Origin of the sequence: Enterobacteriaceae endosymbiont of Plateumaris consimilis, from assembly GCF_012563145.1 — a bacterium.
In the GTDB taxonomy this organism is placed as follows: Bacteria; Pseudomonadota; Gammaproteobacteria; order Enterobacterales; family Enterobacteriaceae.
Genome location: NZ_CP046230.1, coordinates 46,191 through 65,592, shown reverse-complemented (window position 1 = coordinate 65,592; position 19,402 = coordinate 46,191). Strand labels below are relative to the sequence as shown.

Sequence of the window (19,402 nt, the reverse complement as noted above, 5' to 3'; positions counted from 1 at the left end):
TTTAAATTAAAATTTAATATAATTTTTTAGCAGTATCTAATAAATCATTATTGAAAACTCTTTGCATTTTTTTAATAGCATAAATAATATCATTATGAACCATTTTACCATTTATAACTCCTATACATTTACCACCATATCCTTTACATAATAATTCTACTGAATATGCACCCATACGAGAAGCTAAAATACGATCATACGCAACAGGAGAACCTCCTCTTTGAATATGACCTAATACAGTTGTTCTTGTTTCACGTTTTATTTTGGTTTCAATAAACTTTGCTAATTTATTAATATCACAAATATATTCTGTAATTAATACTATAGCATGTTTTTTACCTTTGTCTATTCCTAATTTAATTTCATCCACTAAATCATTTTGATTGTAAGGTATTTCAGGTAAAACAATAAATTCACATCCTCCAGCAATAGCAGCAGCTAAAGTTAAATCTCCACAATATCGGCCCATTATTTCTACTAATGATATTCTTTGATGAGATGAAGAAGTATCTCGTAAACGATCAATTGCTTGAACAACTGTTTCTAATGCTGTAAAGTATCCAATACTATAATCTGTACCTACTACATCATTATCAATAGTTCCTGGTATCCCAATACATGGAAATCCCATTTCTGTTAAAGATTTTGCACCCATATAAGAACCATCTCCACCAATAACTACTAAAGCATTAATACCATAATTTTGCATATTTTTAATAGCTAACTTACGTATTTTAAGATATTTAAATTGTGGAAATCTTGCAGAACCTAAAAAAGTACCACCTCTATTAATAATATCTGATACACTATGTCTATTTAATTTTTTTATATTATTGCTACATAATCCTAAATAACCATCATATATTCCAAATACTTCAATATTATTACCTATTGCAGTTCTTACAATTCCTCTAATAGCAGCATTCATTCCTGGTGAATCACCACCACTAGTGAGAATTCCTATTTTATTAATCATATAAACCTCTTTTTTGTTTTAAATATTTGAATTAAAATTATATTGTTAATTTTTAAAATATCCTTTATATTGTTCTGAAACAACTGAATATGGATCTTGATGTATTATTATATCTGCATTAGGAAATTTTTCGTTTAAAGCTATTTCTATTTGTTCTGCAATAGAATGTGATTCTAATAAAGGTAAATAATCATCTAATACTAAATGTAATTGAATAAAACGTGTTGGACCAGATTTTCTAGTTTTTAATTGATGTGCACCTTTTACTCCTGGCCATGAACTGACTAAATTTATTATTATTTTTTTTTCTTTATTAGGTAAAGCTTGATCTAATAAAGATTGAATTGCTTTATATCCAATTTTAAATGCATTATAAAATATAAATAAACCTACTATTAATGCTATTAATGAATCTGCTCTATGTATTCCAAAATAATTTAAAACTAAAGCAATTAAAATTGCACTATTAATTAATATATCTGATTCATAATGTATCATGTCAGCATGTGTTGCTTGGCTATTTGTTTTATATATAACTTTTTTTTGAAATATAACTAATATTAAAGTTAAAAAAAATGAAATTATTATTACTAATATTCCAATCATTGGATAATGTAATTTTTCAGGATTAGATAAATATTTAATACTATTTAAACATAAAAATAAAGTTGATCCTGAAATAAACATACTTTGTGCTAATGCTGATAATGATTCAGCTTTACCATGACCAAAAGTATGTTCTGAATCTGCTGGACGTAATGAATAAAATATAATGAATAAGTTAATAGTTGAAGAAGTAATATCTACTAAAGAATCTATACATGCAGCTAACATACTAATAGATTTAGTATACCACCAAGCTAATATTTTCATTATTAATAATGTTAAAGATAATAAAATAGCTAAATTTGTTGCTTTAGTAACTAAATTAGTATATTGATTTTTTTTAATTATTTTTTCTGCTTTAACATTCATGTTTGTTTTTATTCCTATGAATTTTTTAAATTTAGTAAATGAAAAATTAATATTTTTTATATAAATTATAGTTTACTTTAACATTAATATTTATTCTATAATAAATATGTTAAATTAGAATTTTTTATTCTAATAATAAATTCAAAAATAAATTTAAATAATATAAAAAAATGAATAATTTAAATGAAAAAACTTTTCAAGGAATGATATTTATTTTACAAAAATATTGGGCACAACAGGGATGTTGTATATTACAACCAATAGACACAGAAGTAGGTGCTGGTACTTCACATCCAATGACATGTTTGTATGCTATAGGATCTGAAATTAAAAATGTTGCATATATACAATTATCTAGAAGACCTTGTGATGGAAGATATGGAAAACATCCTAATAGATTACAACAATATTATCAATTTCAAGTTATAATGAAACCACCACCACATAATATTCAAGAATTATATTTAAAATCATTACAAACATTAAAATTAAACTTAGTTAAAAATGATATTCGTTTTGTAGAAGATAATTGGGAAAATCCTACCCTTGGAGCTAGTGGAGTAGGTTGGGAAATATGGATAAATGGAATGGAAATAACTCAATTTACATATTTTCAACAAATTGGTGGTTTATTATGTAATCCAATAACAGGAGAAATTACCTATGGTTTAGAAAGGTTAGGTATGTATATTCAACAAGTAGAAAATATTTTTAATTTGGTATGGAGTAAAAATAAAAATAATTTTATTACTTATGGTGATATTTTAAAACAAAATGAATTTGAACAATCTGATTATAATTTTAATTATGCAAATATTAAATTTCTTATAAAATCTTTTAAATATTATGAAAAAGAAGTTACTTTTTTATTAAATTTAAAAAATCCATTAATTTTTCCAGCTTATGACAAAGTTTTAAAAGCCTCTCATTGTTTTAACTTATTAGAATCTCGTAGATTTTTATCTAATACTGAACGACAAAGGTATATTTTAAAATTAAGAAATATGACTAAATTAGTTGTGGAAAAATATTATAATTATATAAAATAGGAAATATTATTTATTATGAAAAAAGAAACTTTATTATTAGAGATAGGTATAGAAGATATTCCTTCTCAATATTTATTAAAAACAGTTCAAATAATTTTTGATAATTTTAAAAATGAATTAAAAAAAAACAATTTTTTATATAAAAAAATTGTATGGTTTGCTACTCCTAGAAGAATTGCAATTCAAGTATCTTATTTAAATACAGTACAATTAAATTATATTTTAAAAATTAAAGGACCTAATATATCTAGTTTTAACAATAAAAATATATTTTCAATTAACATTGTAAAACATTGGATTAAAAAATATCAAATCAAAGATATAAAAAAAATTTTTATAAAATGTAATTATTTATTTTATAATAAACAAATTAAAGGGGTTAATATTAAATACTTATTAACACAAATGATAATGAATTCTTTAAAAGATTTTTCTTTACCTAATTTAATGTATTGGAATTTTATAAATAAATATAATCTAAAATTTATTAGACCTATAAGAACTATAATAGTTTTTTTAGGTAATAAAAATATAAAAATCAATATTTTAAATATAAAATCTAGTAAAATTATATTTGGACATCGTTTTATAAGTAAATCAAAAATTATTTTAGAAAATGCAGATCAATACGAACAATTTCTTTTAGATAAAGGAAATGTAATTGTCGATTTTTTAAAACGTAAAAATAAAATATTAAACAATATAAAAAAAATTGCTTATTCCTTAAATGGATCAGTAAATTTATCAAATAGTTTTTTAGAAGAATTAACATCCATGGTAGAATGGCCAGTAATATTATCAGCTAAATTTGATTCTAAATTTTTGTCATTACCTAGTAAAATACTAGAATATATTATGATAAAATATCAAAGATATATTCCTTTATATGATATAGATAAAAATCTTTTACCAAATTTTATTTTTATATCTAATGTTGAATCTCAAAATAATGATTTAATTATTCAAGGAAATGAAAAAGTAATTAAATCAAGATTTGAAGATGCTCAATTTTTTTTTAAAAATGATTCTAAAAAAAAACTTGAACAGTATGTAAATAAATTACAAAATATTATTTTTCAAAAAGATTTAGGTAATTTATTAGATAAAACTATACGTTTAACAAAATTATCTAAATATATAGCGATTAAAATTAAAGCTAATGTAAATAATTGTATTAGAGCTAGTCAATTAGCTAAATGTGATTTAGCTACAACAATGGTTCATGAATTTCCTGAACTACAGGGTATTATTGGAATGTATTATGCGAAATATAATGGAGAAAATATAGATGTTTGTATATCTATAAAAGAACAATATCAATATAAATTGAATGATAAAATACCTCATAATGTAACTTCTTGTGTATTATTTTTATCTGATAAAATTGATACTTTAGTTGGTATTTTTGGTATATCTTTATTTCCTACAAGTAGTAAAGATCCATTTGCATTAAAAAGAATTGCCTTAGTTATAATAAAAATTATAATTAATAATAAATTAAATTTAAATTTATTAAAATTAATAAAAGTATCAATGTCTCTATATAATAGAAGTTTTAATAATAAAAATATTATCAATGACTTAATGAAGTTTATAATTAATAGATGTCAAAATTGGTATATATCATTAGGATACCAAAAAAATATTATTAAAGCAGTATTAACAAATATCATTAATAAACCATTAATAATAGATATTAGAATTAAAGCACTAAGCTTATTTTTACAAAAAGAAAAAAAACAAAGTAAACTTTTAATTTATACTTGTAAAAGAATAAATAAAATTTTACTAAAATATAAATATTTTATTAAAAAAGAAGTAAATTTATATCTTTTAAAAGAAAAAGAAGAAATAATATTATCTAATCATTTATTAAAATTATCAAAAATTTTCTTATTAAAAATTAAAGATAATGAATATTATAATATTTTATTAATATTATCAGAATTATATTATCCTATAAATAATTTTTTTAAAAATGTTATAATAGATATTAAAAATATAAAAATAAAAACAAATAGAATTACTATTCTTAATAAAATTAATCAATTTTTTCTAAAAGTATTTAATATAAATCAATTATATTAATTTTAATTGTTTTAATATTACTTCTATTATTATTTTATTTTTTTTAGATATTGATGTCATAGGTAATCTCATTGTATCATTATTTATTAAACCAATTCTTTTAGCAGCCCATTTAATGGGTATTGGATTTGATTCTATAAATAATATATTATGTAAATTTATTAATTTTTCATTTAATATTTCTGCTTTAATCCATTGTTTTTTTTTTATATAATTATAAAATTTACTCATTTCTAAAGCAGCAATATTAGCTGTAACAGAGATAATACCATGACCACCTAATTTCATAAATTCTAAAGCAGTAGAATCATCACCACTAATTAAATAAAAAGAATCATGTACTAAACGTTTAATTTTATTAATACGTGATAAATTTCCAGTTGCTTCTTTAATACCAATTATATTTTTTATTTTAGATAAACGTCCTATTGTTTTTGGTAGTAAATCACAACCAGTTCTAACTGGAACATTATATAATATTTGTGGTAATTTAGTATTATTTGCAATAACTTTAAAATGTTGATATAAACCTTCTTGTGTAGGACGATTATAATATGGTGTTACACTGAGACAACCTATAATACCTGAATTCTCTAATTTTGATGTAATTGATATACATTTTGATGTTGAATTAAATCCTGTTCCCGCTATAATTGGAATCCTATTTTTTGCAAAATCTATTGCTAGCATTATCATTTTTATATGTTCATTATAATTTAATGTAGCAGATTCACCTGTAGTACCCATAATAACTATAGCTTTTGTACCACTTTTAATATGATATTCAATAAGTTTTTTTAAACTTATTCTACAAATATTACCTTTAATATCCATTGGTGTAATAAGAGCTACAATATTTCCGGTGAACATTATAAATAATCCATTGAAAATAAATAATAGTTTATTATACTAAAAAATTTTAAAAAAATAAACTATATTAATAGATTCATTTAATTAAAAAAAATTATTTTTTTTGTAAAAATAAATTTATTCTGTTTTGAACATTTAAAATACAATCGGTATTATCTATTTTAATATAAAAAAATTTTTTACTTAATGATTTATTAATATAATAATTAATTAATGGTTTTGTTTTTTTAATATATTCTTTTAAACGATTAATAATTGTTTTTTTATTATCATCTGTTCTCATAATTAAATTTTCGCCTGTTATATCATCTTTTCCTGGTATTCTAGGTGGATTAAAAATTATATGATATGTTCTACCTGAAGATTCATGAATTCTACGACCAATTATTCTTTCTATAATTTTACTTTCTGGAATATATAATTCTATTACTTTATCTATATTTATATTTTCTTTTTGTAATATATTAGCTTGTATAATATTTCTTGGATAACCATCCAATAAAAATCCTTTTTTACAGTTTGAACTTAGTATTTTTTTTTTAATAATTTCAATTATAATGTTATCAGGAATCATTAATCCACGATTAATAAACTTTTTTATTTTATTAGATAAAATAGAATTATTATTTATAATGTAATTACGTAATATATTACCTATACAAATATTTGATAAATTATATTTTTCTGATATAAATTTAGCATAAGTACCTTTACCTGATCCTGGTGGTCCTAATAAAATTATACGCATCATAGATTCTCAAATTTTTTAAAAAAAATTAAAATATTTTTTTTCAAACATGATTATTTTATTAATATGTTTCATAGTTAAATCTATTTGATCTAAATCACTTATGATATAATCTTTTAAATATTTATTAATTTTAAAATTAAAAGATTGTACACCAGAAATAATTTTTTGAGACCGTAAATCTATAATAAAAGTAATACCAGGATGTTGTTGTGTTATATAAAACAATTCATTAATAATTTTATTATCTAATACTATTAATAATAATTTATTATTTATTGCATTATTATAAAATATATCAGCATAACTTGATGCAATAATTGTGTGAAAACCAAAATCTATTAATGACCATGGAGCATGTTCACGTGATGAACCACAACCAAAATTATCTCTAGTTAGTAAAATGGTAGCATTTTGAAATTGTTTCTTATTCAAAATAAAATTTGGATTAGGAAAATATCCATCATTATCAATATATCTCCAATTATGAAATAAATGATTTCCGAATCCTATTTTTTCATTTTTTTGTAAAAATTGTTTTGGTATAATTGCATCTGTATCAATATTTGACATATCAAAAGGAGCAACAATACCACTATATTGTAAAGAATAATTTTTCATTTTAAAAATATCTTATATCTATAAAATGTCCACATATAGCTGCTGCAGCTGCCATAGTAGGACTAACTAAATGAGTGCGACTATTTCTTCCTTGACGTCCTTCAAAATTTCTGTTACTTGTAGAAGCACAACGTTCTCCAGGAAATAAAATATCACCATTCATTCCTAAGCACATAGAACATCCAGGTAATCTCCATTCGAATCCAGAATTTATAAAAATTTTATCTAATCCTTCTAATTCTGCTTGTTTTTTAACCATATTAGATCCTGGTACTACTATTGCTTTAACATTATTTGATATTTTATATCCATTAATTATCTTAGAAGCTAATCTTAAATCTTCAATTCTAGAATTTGTACAAGAGCCAATAAATACTTTATCAATATAAACATCAGTTAATTTCATACCTTCTTGTAAATCCATATATTTTAAAGCTTTTTTTGCTGTTTTTTTTTTAGATAATTCTTTAAATGAATTAATTAAAGGAATAGATCTATTTATATCTATGGATTGTTCTGGGTTAATACCCCAAGTAACTTGAGGTGCAATTTTAGAAATATCAATAGTAATAATTTTATTAAAAATTGCATCATGATCACTATATAATGTTTTCCAAAAATTTATAGCTTCTTTCCATAAAATTCCTTTAGGAGCTAAATTTTTATTTTTTAAATATTCAAAAGTAATATTATCTGGAGCAATTAAACCTGATTTAGCACCCATTTCAATAGTCATATTACATATTGTCATTCTACTTTCCATACTTAATTTTTTTATAACATTACCTGAAAATTCTACAATATACCCATTACAACCACTAATTCCTATTTTTTTAATTACAGAAAGAATAATATCTTTTGCAGTAATTTTTTTGGGTATTTTACCAATAATTTTTATTAACATGCTATGAAAACGTTTTTGTTTTAAAGTTTGTGTTGCTAAAACATGTTCGACTTCTGATGTACCTATTCCGAAAGATAATGCTCCAAATGCACCATGAGTTGAAGTATGTGAATCTCCACAAACAATAATCATTCCTGGTAAAGTAATTCCCTGTTCTGGACCAATAACATGAACTATTCCTTGATATGGATGATTTATATCATATAATTCAATATTAAATTCTTGACAATTTTTGATTAATATTTCCATTTGTTTTTTTGCTATAATACCAGAACCATTAATATCTTTGATTTTTGTAGATACATTATGATCCATTGTTGCAAACGTTTTATTAGGTCTATAAACTATTCTTTTTTTCTCACGTAATGCTTGAAAAGCTTGTGGAGAAGTTACTTCATGAATGTAATGCCTGTCAATATACAATATTTTTATATTATTTTTTAATTTACAAATAACATGACGATCATATATTTTTTCGTATAATGTTTTTCCCATAAAATTTCCTATAATATTATAGATTCAGTAATTAATGTACCCATGTCTTCTGTTGTTACTATTTTTTCATTTAATTGATTAGTATATAAATCTTTTGTTCTATATCCTTTATTTAAAACTTTTTCAATTGCTTTTTCTATTTTTTTTGTAATATGTTTATTATTTAAACTATATTCTATCATCATTGATAATGATAAAATTTGGGCAATAGGATTAGCAATATTTTTACCCGCAATATCAGGAGCAGAACCACCAGCTGGTTCATATAGACCAAAAAATTTATTATTTAAACTAGCAGAAGGTAAGTTTCCAATAGATCCTGTAATCATAGCACATTGATCAGAAATAATATCTCCAAATAAATTAGCGCACAATATTACGTCAAATTGTGATGGATTTTTCATTAATTGCATTACAGCATTATCAATATACATAAATTTTAATTTAACTTTTGAATATTGGTAAGATATTTTTTTTAAAATTTCACGCCACATAATAGATGTATTTAATACATTAGCTTTATCAAAACAACATATCATTTTATTTCTTTGTAGAGCAAAATTAAAAGCCATATGAGCTATTCTTTCTATTTCAAATCTATAATATATTTCTGTATCAAATGAATATTCATTTATACCATTTCCTTTTCTTCCATTAGGTTTACCAAAATATATTCCTCCAGTTAATTCTCTTATGCAAAGTATATTAAATCCTTTATTAATAATATTATTTTTTAAAGGACTTAACATATGTAAATTATTATAAATATATGCAGGACGTAAATTAATAAAAAGATTAAAATGTTTTCTTAATTTTAATAAAGAATTTTTTTCTGGTCTTTTATTTAATGGTAAATAGTCCCATTTAGGTCCTCCAACTGATCCAAATAATATTGCATTAGATTTTTCACAACCTAATAATGTTTTTGTAGGTAAAGCATCACCATATTTATCAATAGCAGACCCACCTACTAAATATTTTTTAACAACAATTTCTATATTTAAAAAATGTCTTATTTTATTTAATACTTTAATTGCTTGTTTCATTACTTCAGGACCAATACCATCTCCAGGTAAAATTGCAATTTTAAATATATTAGACATAATAATTTTATCCAAAAAAATAACTAAATTTATTTATATTTTTTTATGTTTTTATTTTCAACTTGATTAAATCTCCATATACTATTAATAATATTAATTATAGCAGCAACTGAAGCTTTTATTATATCTTTAGAAAATTCTAATCCATTAAAAATTTTTCCTTTATATAATGTTTTTATATTAACTTGATTAATAATTTTTTTATTATAATGTTGAGTATGAAATTTATATTTAATAATATAAAAATTATAATTTGTAATTTTATTTATAACTTTACATATTGCTTTTATATGATTAGTATCTATTGCTGATTCTGATTTTACTAAATTACCACATTTTAATTTTAAATTTATAGTTGTAGTTGTAGTTGTAGTTAAATTATGTTTAGATTGAAGACAAAATTTTTTTAAAGAGTAATATTCAGTTGAATTTTCAAATTTACTATTAAATGCTAAAGATTCTAAATCATAATTAAATATTTGTCCTTTTTTTTCTGCTAATTTAACAAAATCATTATATAATTTATTTATATCATAATTATTATTTTTATATCCCATTAATTCCATATGATATTTTATAGCAGCTCTTCCTGATTTAGAAGTTAGATTAAGTTCTGTTTTATTTAAACCTATTATTTTAGGATTTAAAATTTCATAAGTATATTTATTTTTTATTATTCCATCTTGATGAATACCTGAAGAATGTGAAAAAGCATTTTTTCCTACAATAGCTTTATTAAAAGCTATAGGAATATTACATATTTTACTAACAATTTTACTTGTATTATATATATTATAATGATTAATATCAGTAAAAAAATTTATATCTTTTTTATGAGTATATAATGCCATTATTACTTCTTCTAAAGAACAATTACCAGCTCTTTCACCTATTCCATTAACAGTACCTTCTATTTGTCTAGCTCCAGAATTAATAGCAGTAATAGCATTTCCAACTGCCATACCTAAATCATTATGTGTATGTACAGATATAATACATTGATCAATATTAGAGACATTATTTTTTAAATTATAAATTAAATTACTATATTCATTAGGAAAAGTATATCCTACTGTATCAGGTATATTAATTGTTGTTGCCCCTGCTTTTATAGCAGATTCAACAACTAAACATAAATCTTTTATAGGAGTTCTTCCAGCATCTTCACAAGAAAATTCAATATCATCAGTATATTTTTTAGCATATTTTATCATAAAAATAATACGTTCAATTATTTTGTTTAAAGTACTTTTTAATTTTGTAATGATATGTATTGGTGATGTTGCTAAAAAAATATGTATTCTAAAATTAGAGGATATTTTTAAAGCTTCATAAGCTACATCAATATCTTTTTCTTTACATCTAGCTAAACCACATATTTTGCTATTTTTTATAACTTTTGCTATTTTTTGACAAGATTTAAAATCTTCAGGAGAAGAAATTGGAAAACCAACTTCTATTATATCAATACCCATTAATTCTAATGCTAAAGCTATTTTTAGCTTCTCTTGAGTATTTAAACTTTTTTTTAAAGATTGTTCTCCATCTCTTAATGTTGTATCAAAAATAATAATTTTTTCTTTCATAAAAATATAAATCTCTTTTAATAAAAATTTTAGTTAAATATTTTATAAATTTATTTTAATAAATATAATGTAATTAACGATATTATAATCATTTAAATTGTTTATTAATTATTAAAAATATTTTATATTAATATATAAATTATATGATTTATAATCATAAAAATATTTGATTTTATAAAATATGTATATTTATAAGCTATAATTTAAATAAATATATAGCTAAATTTATTTTAAGCATATTTTTCATAAAATTAATAAATTTTTTTAAAAATTTATTAAATAATTTATATATTTATAAAAATTTTTTTAAATTTTTTAAAATATATAAATTTTAATATATAAATGTTTTATAAAGTGAATATTATAATGATAGATAAGTTTTATATGAAATATGCGATTGAATTGGCAAAGTTAGGTATTTTTACAACTACTCCTAATCCTAATGTAGGTTGCGTAATAGTAAATAATAATAAAATTGTTGGCACTGGATATCATCTAAAATCCGGTCAGCATCATGCAGAAATTAATGCATTAAATATGGCAGGGAAATATGCAAAAAATTCTACTGTTTATACAACATTAGAACCATGTAATTATTTTAATTTAACTCCCCCTTGTTGTATTGCTTTAATAAAAGCAAAAGTTAATCGTGTTGTAATAGCAACTAAAGATCCTAATCCTAAAATAAATGGATATGGATTAAAATTATTAAAAAAATTTGGAATAAAAATTAAATATAATTTTATGTATAAAGAAGCTGAGCAGTTAAATTTAGGTTTTTTTAAAAGAATGCGTACAGGTATACCTTGGATACAGTTAAAATTAGCAACATCTTTAGATGGTAAAATAGGTCTTTATAATGGAATAAGTAAATGGATTTCTTCTAGAGAATCTAGAATGGATGTTCAAACACTTAGAGCACAAAGTTCTGCAATTTTAAGTACAAGTCGCACAGTTTTAAAAGATAATTCTACTTTATTAGTTCGTTGGAATGAATTAAATAATCATATAAAAAAAATATATCCTGAAAATTTATTACGACAACCAATCAGGATTATTTTAGACAGATGTAATTTAATAAAACCTACTGATAAATTTATATTATTTCCAGGTAAAATATTTTTAATCAGATTAAAATATACATTTGAAAAATGGCCTTATTATGTTAAACAAATCATTATTCCAGAAAAAAATGGTTTTTTAAATTTAAAATATTTATTTAAACAATTAGGGAATGAAGGAATAAATAATATTCTTATAGAATCTGGAAGTATATTAGCTGGATCTTTACTAAAAAATAAATTAGTAGATGAATTAATAATTTATTTAGCACCTAAATTATTAGGTAATATTGCATTAAATTTTTGTAATCTTGATGAATTTTATCATATGAATGATGTTTTAAAATTTAATTTCACTAATATAAAAAAAATAGGTAAAGATTTACGATTAAAATTAAAACCTTTATAAATTTAATGTTATTTTTAGAGATATTTTATGAAAATCATTAATGAGATGTTAATAGTATCAAAAGAAGTATCTATAGCAATTATTATTGCTAGATTTAATGACTTTATTAATAAAAATTTATTATATGCTGCTATTGATACATTACAAAGAATAGGAATGATAAAAAAACAAAATATAACTGTAATATGGGTTCCTGGATCATATGAATTACCATTAATAACTAAATTAATAATAAAGAAAAAAATTTATGATGGTATCCTAACTATAGGAACAATTATTAAAGGAAGTACTTTACATTTTAAATATTTATCTCAATCTGTATGTTCACAATTATTACATTTATCTATAAAATATCAAATACCTATTTCTTTTGGAGTATTAACTACTAATAATATAGAACAAGCAATAGAACGATCTGGTAGTAAAATAGGTAATCGAGGAACTGAATCAGCTTTAACATTATTGGAAATGATAAATATATCTAAAAAAATTAAATCTTTAAGTATAAAAAAGGAATTATAGTGAAATTTACAGATAGATATCAAGCTCGTAGATATGCTCTACAAGCAATTTATTCTTGGCAAATATCTAAAAACACTTTTAGTGACATCCAATATTATTTTTTAAATGAATCTATACAAGATCTAAGAAATATTGATATTAATTATTTTAATGAATTGATAAATGGAGTTATAATAAATAGTGTATATTTAGATAATTTCATGAAACCTTTCTTATCACGTAAATTATTTGAATTAGGACAAGTTGAAAAAGCTATTTTAAGAATTTCTTTATATGAATTAATTAATCGTTTAGATGTTCCTTATAAAGTTATTATTAATGAAGGTATTTGTTTAGCAAAATGTTTTGGAGGAGTAGATAATAGTTATAAATTTATAAATGGTGTTTTAGATAAAATAGTTACTAAAGTAAGAATTTAAATATTATTTTAAGTTTATTATGTATTAAATATATTTTTCATTTAAAACATTAAAAGATATATTAATAATATTTATTAAATAATATTTTATATATAAAAATTTTTAAAGAAAATTATTTATAATTGAGCAGCAATTTTTTTTGAGATATTTTCTCCTAAAATAATACTAATTAATTTTAAGTTAAAATCAATAGAATATTTAACGCTTTGAGCTGTTAATAATTTATATTTATTATCCCAACATATTGGATTTTCTGACCATTGTTTAGATGGAATTAAGTTTTTAAATTCTAAATATCCAGTCATTTTTGCTTCAGGAAAAATATTATTTGATGCTATTGTAATAGCAGGAGTAGCACAAATTGCACCTATAATTTTTTGATCATCTTTAAATTTATAAATATATTTTAATAATAAATTATTCGATTGAAAATGTTTAGCTGCTTGTAATCCTCCAGGAATAACCATAGCAATACAATCATCGTTATTTTTTAAATCTTTTAAAAGAATGTCACAAGTTAAATTTGTACCATGAGCACAAGAAACATGATAATTATTAGTTGTACTTACTACAGTAACGTTCATATTACTTCTATTTAAAATATCAATAGATGAAACAGTTTCTATTTCTTCTATACCATCAGTAATACAAATTAAAATAGAATAACATTTTGACATTTTTACTATATCCTTTTTTAAAGAAAATTTTATTTAATTCTATATACAGGGAAATTAATACATATTTCTAATATTTTTTCTTTAATATATAAAATGTTTTCATTTTTTGCATCAAGAATATCAGCGATCATATTTGATATTAATGATACTTCATATTCTTTTAAACCTCTTCTAGTTATTGCAGGAGTACCTATTCTTATTCCTGAAGTAATAAAAGGAGATTTTAAATCATTTGGTATACTATTTTTATTTACAATGATATTATATTTTCCTAATAATTTTTCAGCTTGAATTCCAGTTAAATTTGTAATAGACAAATCAATTAAAAATAAATGATTGTATGTGTAATTTGAAACAATTTTGTAATTACGTTTTTTTAAAATAGAAACCATTAATTTAGCATTTTTTAAAACTTGTTTTTGATATATTAAAAATTTTGGTTCTGAAGCTTCTTTTAATGCTACAGCTTTAGCTGCAATAACATGCATTAAAGGACCACCTTGAGTACCAGGAAATACAGAAGAATCTAATTTATTAAAAAGGTTATTAATATTTTCTGAGGCTAAAATTAATCCACCTCTAGGTCCTGCTAAAGTTTTATGTGTTGTAGTGGTTACTATATGAGCGTATGGTACTGGATTAGGATATAACCCAGTAGCTACTAATCCTGCTATGTGTGCCATATCAACAAGTAGATATGCTTTTACAAGATCAGCTATTTCTCTCATTTTTTTCCAATCACATATACCAGAATAAGATGAAAAACCACCAATAATCATTTTAGGTTTATGTATTTTTGCTAATTTTAATAAATCATTATAGTCAATAATTCCTTTATTATTAACTTTATAAGATATATTATTATAAAGTTTACCTGAAAAATTAACTATAGATCCATGGGTTAAATGACCACCATGAGAATTTTCTAAACCCATTATTCTATCTCCAGGACTTAATAAGGCAGAATATACAGCAAAATTCGCCTGTGAACCTGAATGTGGTTGTACATTAGCATAATTTGCATTAAATAATTTTTTAGCTCTATTTATAGCTATTTTTTCTATTTTATCAATATATTTACATCCACCATAATATCTTTTATTAGGATATCCTTCTGCGTATTTATTAGTTAATTGGGAACCTTGAACATACATCACATAAAGTGAAGCATAATTTTCAGATGCAATTAATTCTATATGTTCTTCTTGACGTTTAATTTCTTTTTGAATTAATTCCCATATTTCATTATCATAATTTGAATAATTTATAACTTGATTCAAAATTAAATACCTCTAAAACTAATTATATTAATGTATTTTCTTTCTTCTTTTCAAATAAAAAAATTTTTTAATAATATTAGTACATTCGTTAACTAATACGCCAGAATGAATTTTTATGCAATAATTTATATTATAAAATCCTAATAAATCTATGAAAGATCCTATATTATAATACTTATTATTATTAATACTATATACTAAACGGTTAATTCTACTAATAATAATTGCACCAGCACACATTAAACATGGTTCTAACGTTACATACATAGTTGTATTTAATAATCTATAATTTTTTAAAAGTTTACCTGCTTTTCTTAATGCTATAATTTCAGCGTGTCCTGTAGGATCATTTTTTTTAATAGAATTATTTTTACCTTCTGATATAATTTTATTATTTTGTATAATAACAGCACCAACTGGTATTTCACCAGATTTAATTGCTAATTTTGCTAAATTTAAAGCATAATTCATCCAATAAATATCATTTTTCATTTAGAATTATAACCTTTTTATTAATTTATCAAAATATATTTTAAAAATATTATAATTTTAAAAAATTTTACTATTTTAAGTAAAATAACAATATTAAATTCTATTTATAATAGATAAAGATAAATAATTTTCTATAAATTATTATTAATAATAATTAACAATAAAAATATAATCAAAATATATAACATATTTATATTAATAAATCAATTTTAGTTAATTTTTTAAAATAAAAATCATAATATAAAATATTACCAAATAATATTTTTTATTATTAAATATTAATTTAATATTAAATTATTTGAAAAGATAAAAAAATATTATTTTAAATTTTATTAAGATTTAATTTATAATAAATTTATTATTCATAAATAAATATTTATTTATATATAATGTAAAAAATATAAATTTATAATTACTAATAAGAGATATTTATAATGATTGAAAACATCACTGCAGTTCATGGTATGCATGATTATTTTTTTCCAGATACTTTATTATGGGAACATGTTGAAAACATTATTAAACGTATATTAATTAATTATGGTTATAAAGAAATTAAAATTCCTATTTTAGAAAAAAGTATTTTATTTAAACAAGTAATAGGTGAAATGACAGATATTGTAGAAAAAGAAATGTATAATTTAAATGATAGAAATGGTGAAAGTCTTACTTTAAGGCCAGAAGGAACTGCTGGGTGTATTAGAGCAGTAGTAGAACATAATACTTTTTCTTTCTTAAATCAAAGATTATGGTATAATGGACCTATGTTTCGTTATGAAAGACCACAAAGAGGAAGATATAGACAATTTAATCAGATAGGTATTGAAGTTTTAGGATTAGAATCACCTTATATAGATTCTGAAATAATTATAATGACAAATAATATTTGGAGAGAACTTAATATTATAAATAATGTTTTTTTAGAAATTAATTCTATTGGATCTATTAAAGATAGAGAAAAATATATTAAAAAACTTATAACATATTTAGAAAAAAATTTTCATTTATTAGATGAAGATTGTAAAAGAAGAATATATACAAATCCTTTAAGGATATTAGATAGTAAAAATCCTGATATTCAAGAATTATTAAATAAAGCTCCTAAATTACAAAATTTTCTTAGTAAAAATTGTATTGTAAAATTAAATAAATTATGTGATATACTAAACATGGTAAAAATTAATTTTTCTATAAATTATCGTTTAGTCAGAGGATTAGATTATTACAATGATATTGTATTTGAATGGATTACTAATCAATTAGGTTCTCATAAAACTATTTGTGGTGGTGGTAGATATGATAAATTAGTTAAAAAATTAAGTAAAAAAAATAATATTAATGGTATAGGATGTGCTATTGGAATAGAACGTTTAATATTATTAATTAAGAAGATTAATTCAATAAAATTACAAACAAATTATTTAATAGATATTTATCTTATTCCTATGGATATTGATGTAACTTTACATAAAGCTATTTGTTTACGTGAAATTATTAGAAAAAAGTTTCCTTTATTAAAAACAGTTATTAGTTATTATTTTAGTAATTTAAAAAAACAAATTATTAAGGCAATTAAGCAAAAAGTTCATTTCCTTTTAATTATTGGAAAAAAAGAAATAGATAATAATCAATTAACAATAAAAGATCTATTTTTAAAAAAACAAATAACTTTTCTTGAAAAAGAACTAATATTTAAATTATTAGAAATTTTGAATTATTAAAAATAATTTGTTTATAAAATTTTATTAGATGTTGATAAAAATAAGTTTTTTTTTATATATTTATAAATAAATTTTTTAAAATTTATTTATAGTTGTATGAAGATAAAAAACAATTTTTTTATTTTTAACAAAATTTTATATAATTCTCTTAAAGAGGAAGTCATGAAATTACAAAAATTAATATTAATATTTTTTATTTTTTGTTCTTTTATATTAACTGGATGTTCAAATTATAGTGATTATTCTTCTCAAGATCACAAAAAAATATTAAAACATTATAAAAATAATTTAAAAATTTTTAAAAAAAATCAAATAAATCCTAAATTAATTTGGTTTATTAAAATAACTAAAAAATCAGGTAATAGTTTTTCAAAATTACATTTAGCATATAAAAATGGATTAATATATATTGCAAATAAAAATGGTATAGTAAAATGTATTAATTTAAAAAATGGTAAAATAATATGGAATACAAATCTTTCTAAAAAAAATTTTTGTATATTATCATATTGTTTATCGGAAGAACTATCTAGTGGTCCTGTTATATCAAATGATTATTTATATTTAGGAAGTGAAAAAGGTAAAATTATTGCTTTAAATAATAAAAATGGTAATAAAATATGGGAAAAAGATGTTTTTAGTGAAGTATTATCTGATCCAGTTATTTCAAAAAATGTTTTAATTGTACATAATAATAATAATATTTTACAAGGATTAGATAAAAATAATGGTCATATTTTATGGACAATAAGTTTAGGTCCTTTAGAATTATATTCATTTAGAGGTACATCAAAACCTGCAGTATTTTTTGATAATGTTATAACTGGTAGTGATAATGGTATTATTAGTTCTTGTATATTAAATAATGGTCACATAATTTGGCAAAGAGATTTAACAATAATTCCTAATTCATTTAGTTCTTTAAATTTTAATGATATTGATACTCAACCAATAATTTCAAATGGAGTAGTTTATGTAGTTTCTTATAATGGAAATTTTAATGCTTTAGATCTTTCTAATGGTAATATTATTTGGAATAAATTATATAAAGTATCTGGTGATTTTATTATTAACAATAATAGTATTTATTTTTTTGATATACATAAAAATCTTTTATCATTGAATGTTAATACAGGAAATATTTTTTGGTCACAAAATAAATTTATATATAAAAAAACTATAACTCCAATTTATTATAAAAATAATATTATAATTATAGATAGAAAAGGTAAAATTTATTTTTTAGATGCTAATAATGGAAATATTATCAGTCATAAATCTATTAAAAAATTTAATGATTACATACAATCATCATTATTAGTTAATAATAAACTAATTTTACAAACTTATAATGGTATGATTTATATGTTTAAATTATAAATTATTAATTATGTAATACAATGAGA

At 21.0% G+C, this 19,402-nt stretch carries 18 protein-coding genes; 7 read left to right on the top strand and 11 right to left on the bottom strand.

The genetic code is table 11. The annotated features are described in order from the left end of the window. Window positions 1-13: 13 nt before the first annotated feature. Complete coding sequence (gene pfkA, locus GJT81_RS00315; RefSeq protein WP_169785369.1) at window positions 14-976, bottom strand: 6-phosphofructokinase; 963 nt, start codon at window positions 974-976, stop codon at window positions 14-16. Between the two features lie 45 nt (window positions 977-1,021). Further along, window positions 1,022-1,951 carry a cation diffusion facilitator family transporter gene (locus GJT81_RS00310; RefSeq protein WP_169785368.1) on the bottom strand — a complete coding sequence of 310 codons (930 nt, stop codon included), beginning with the start codon at window positions 1,949-1,951 and terminating at the stop codon, window positions 1,022-1,024. Between the two features lie 170 nt (window positions 1,952-2,121). Between GJT81_RS00310 and glyQ the strand changes: the two genes are divergently transcribed. Both glyQ and glyS read left to right on the top strand, forming a co-directional pair. Beyond that, window positions 2,122-3,000, top strand: coding sequence for a glycine--tRNA ligase subunit alpha (glyQ, locus tag GJT81_RS00305; protein ID WP_169785367.1), 879 nt, complete (start codon window positions 2,122-2,124; stop codon window positions 2,998-3,000). Between the two features lie 15 nt (window positions 3,001-3,015). After that, window positions 3,016-5,088 carry a glycine--tRNA ligase subunit beta gene (gene glyS / locus GJT81_RS00300; RefSeq protein ID WP_169785366.1) on the top strand — a complete coding sequence of 691 codons (2,073 nt, stop codon included), beginning with the start codon at window positions 3,016-3,018 and terminating at the stop codon, window positions 5,086-5,088. Here glyS and dapA read toward each other — a convergent pair. The 6 genes from dapA to leuA all read right to left on the bottom strand — a co-directional run bounded on the left by dapA (window position 5,080) and on the right by leuA (window position 11,415). Beyond that, window positions 5,080-5,958 carry a 4-hydroxy-tetrahydrodipicolinate synthase gene (gene dapA, locus GJT81_RS00295; protein ID WP_169785365.1) on the bottom strand — a complete coding sequence of 293 codons (879 nt, stop codon included), beginning with the start codon at window positions 5,956-5,958 and terminating at the stop codon, window positions 5,080-5,082. The genes glyS and dapA overlap by 9 nt on opposite strands. 94 nt (window positions 5,959-6,052) lie before the next feature. After that, window positions 6,053-6,709 carry a nucleoside monophosphate kinase gene (locus GJT81_RS00290; RefSeq protein WP_211080530.1) on the bottom strand — a complete coding sequence of 219 codons (657 nt, stop codon included), beginning with the start codon at window positions 6,707-6,709 and terminating at the stop codon, window positions 6,053-6,055. Window positions 6,710-6,724: 15 nt separating this feature from the next. Next, window positions 6,725-7,327 carry a 3-isopropylmalate dehydratase small subunit gene (leuD, locus tag GJT81_RS00285; protein ID WP_169785364.1) on the bottom strand — a complete coding sequence of 201 codons (603 nt, stop codon included), beginning with the start codon at window positions 7,325-7,327 and terminating at the stop codon, window positions 6,725-6,727. A 1-nt stretch (window position 7,328) separates the two neighbouring features. After that, on the bottom strand, window positions 7,329-8,726 hold the full coding sequence (gene leuC / locus GJT81_RS00280; RefSeq protein ID WP_169785363.1) for a 3-isopropylmalate dehydratase large subunit: 1,398 nt from the start codon (window positions 8,724-8,726) through the stop codon (window positions 7,329-7,331). Between the two features lie 8 nt (window positions 8,727-8,734). Continuing rightward, window positions 8,735-9,829, bottom strand: coding sequence for a 3-isopropylmalate dehydrogenase (gene leuB, locus GJT81_RS00275; RefSeq protein ID WP_169785362.1), 1,095 nt, complete (start codon window positions 9,827-9,829; stop codon window positions 8,735-8,737). A 29-nt stretch (window positions 9,830-9,858) separates the two neighbouring features. Next, a complete protein-coding gene (leuA, locus tag GJT81_RS00270; RefSeq protein WP_169785361.1) occupies window positions 9,859-11,415 on the bottom strand; it encodes a 2-isopropylmalate synthase in 1,557 nt (518 codons plus the stop codon). Window positions 11,416-11,781: 366 nt separating this feature from the next. Between leuA and ribD the strand changes: the two genes are divergently transcribed. Genes ribD through nusB form a run of 3 tightly spaced genes read left to right on the top strand, consistent with a single transcriptional unit; the run spans window position 11,782 to window position 13,826 of the window. Next, the gene (gene ribD / locus GJT81_RS00265) at window positions 11,782-12,885 is read left to right on the top strand and encodes a bifunctional diaminohydroxyphosphoribosylaminopyrimidine deaminase/5-amino-6-(5-phosphoribosylamino)uracil reductase RibD (protein WP_211080529.1); all 1,104 of its coding nucleotides are present in this window, start codon (window positions 11,782-11,784) and stop codon (window positions 12,883-12,885) included. A 27-nt stretch (window positions 12,886-12,912) separates the two neighbouring features. Beyond that, window positions 12,913-13,407 (top strand): 6,7-dimethyl-8-ribityllumazine synthase, encoded by a 495-nt coding sequence (ribH, locus tag GJT81_RS00260; RefSeq protein WP_169785360.1) that lies wholly within the window; start codon window positions 12,913-12,915, stop codon window positions 13,405-13,407. Continuing rightward, the gene (gene nusB / locus GJT81_RS00255) at window positions 13,407-13,826 is read left to right on the top strand and encodes a transcription antitermination factor NusB (protein WP_169785359.1); all 420 of its coding nucleotides are present in this window, start codon (window positions 13,407-13,409) and stop codon (window positions 13,824-13,826) included. The genes ribH and nusB overlap by 1 nt, the downstream gene beginning before the upstream one ends. Before the next feature lie 116 nt (window positions 13,827-13,942). Here the strand turns inward: nusB and GJT81_RS00250 are convergent, their stop codons facing one another. From GJT81_RS00250 to tadA, 3 genes are read right to left on the bottom strand one after another with little or no spacing between them, the layout of a single operon-like run. Continuing rightward, window positions 13,943-14,503: a DJ-1 family glyoxalase III gene (locus GJT81_RS00250; protein WP_169785358.1), complete on the bottom strand. Its 561-nt coding sequence runs from the start codon at window positions 14,501-14,503 to the stop codon at window positions 13,943-13,945. A gap of 29 nt (window positions 14,504-14,532) precedes the next feature. Next, window positions 14,533-15,786 (bottom strand): serine hydroxymethyltransferase, encoded by a 1,254-nt coding sequence (gene glyA / locus GJT81_RS00245; protein WP_169785737.1) that lies wholly within the window; start codon window positions 15,784-15,786, stop codon window positions 14,533-14,535. Between the two features lie 24 nt (window positions 15,787-15,810). Beyond that, window positions 15,811-16,275, bottom strand: a complete 465-nt coding sequence (gene tadA, locus GJT81_RS00240) for a tRNA adenosine(34) deaminase TadA (RefSeq protein ID WP_169785357.1) — start codon at window positions 16,273-16,275, stop codon at window positions 15,811-15,813. A 434-nt stretch (window positions 16,276-16,709) separates the two neighbouring features. Here tadA and hisS point away from each other — a divergent pair, with 434 nt between their 5' ends. Together hisS and GJT81_RS00230 are read left to right on the top strand one after the other, a co-directional pair. Next, entirely contained in the window at window positions 16,710-17,996 is a 1,287-nt protein-coding gene (gene hisS / locus GJT81_RS00235) for a histidine--tRNA ligase (protein WP_169785356.1), read from the top strand. A gap of 162 nt (window positions 17,997-18,158) precedes the next feature. After that, window positions 18,159-19,376 carry an outer membrane protein assembly factor BamB family protein gene (locus GJT81_RS00230; protein ID WP_169785355.1) on the top strand — a complete coding sequence of 406 codons (1,218 nt, stop codon included), beginning with the start codon at window positions 18,159-18,161 and terminating at the stop codon, window positions 19,374-19,376. Window positions 19,377-19,402: the final 26 nt, after the last annotated feature.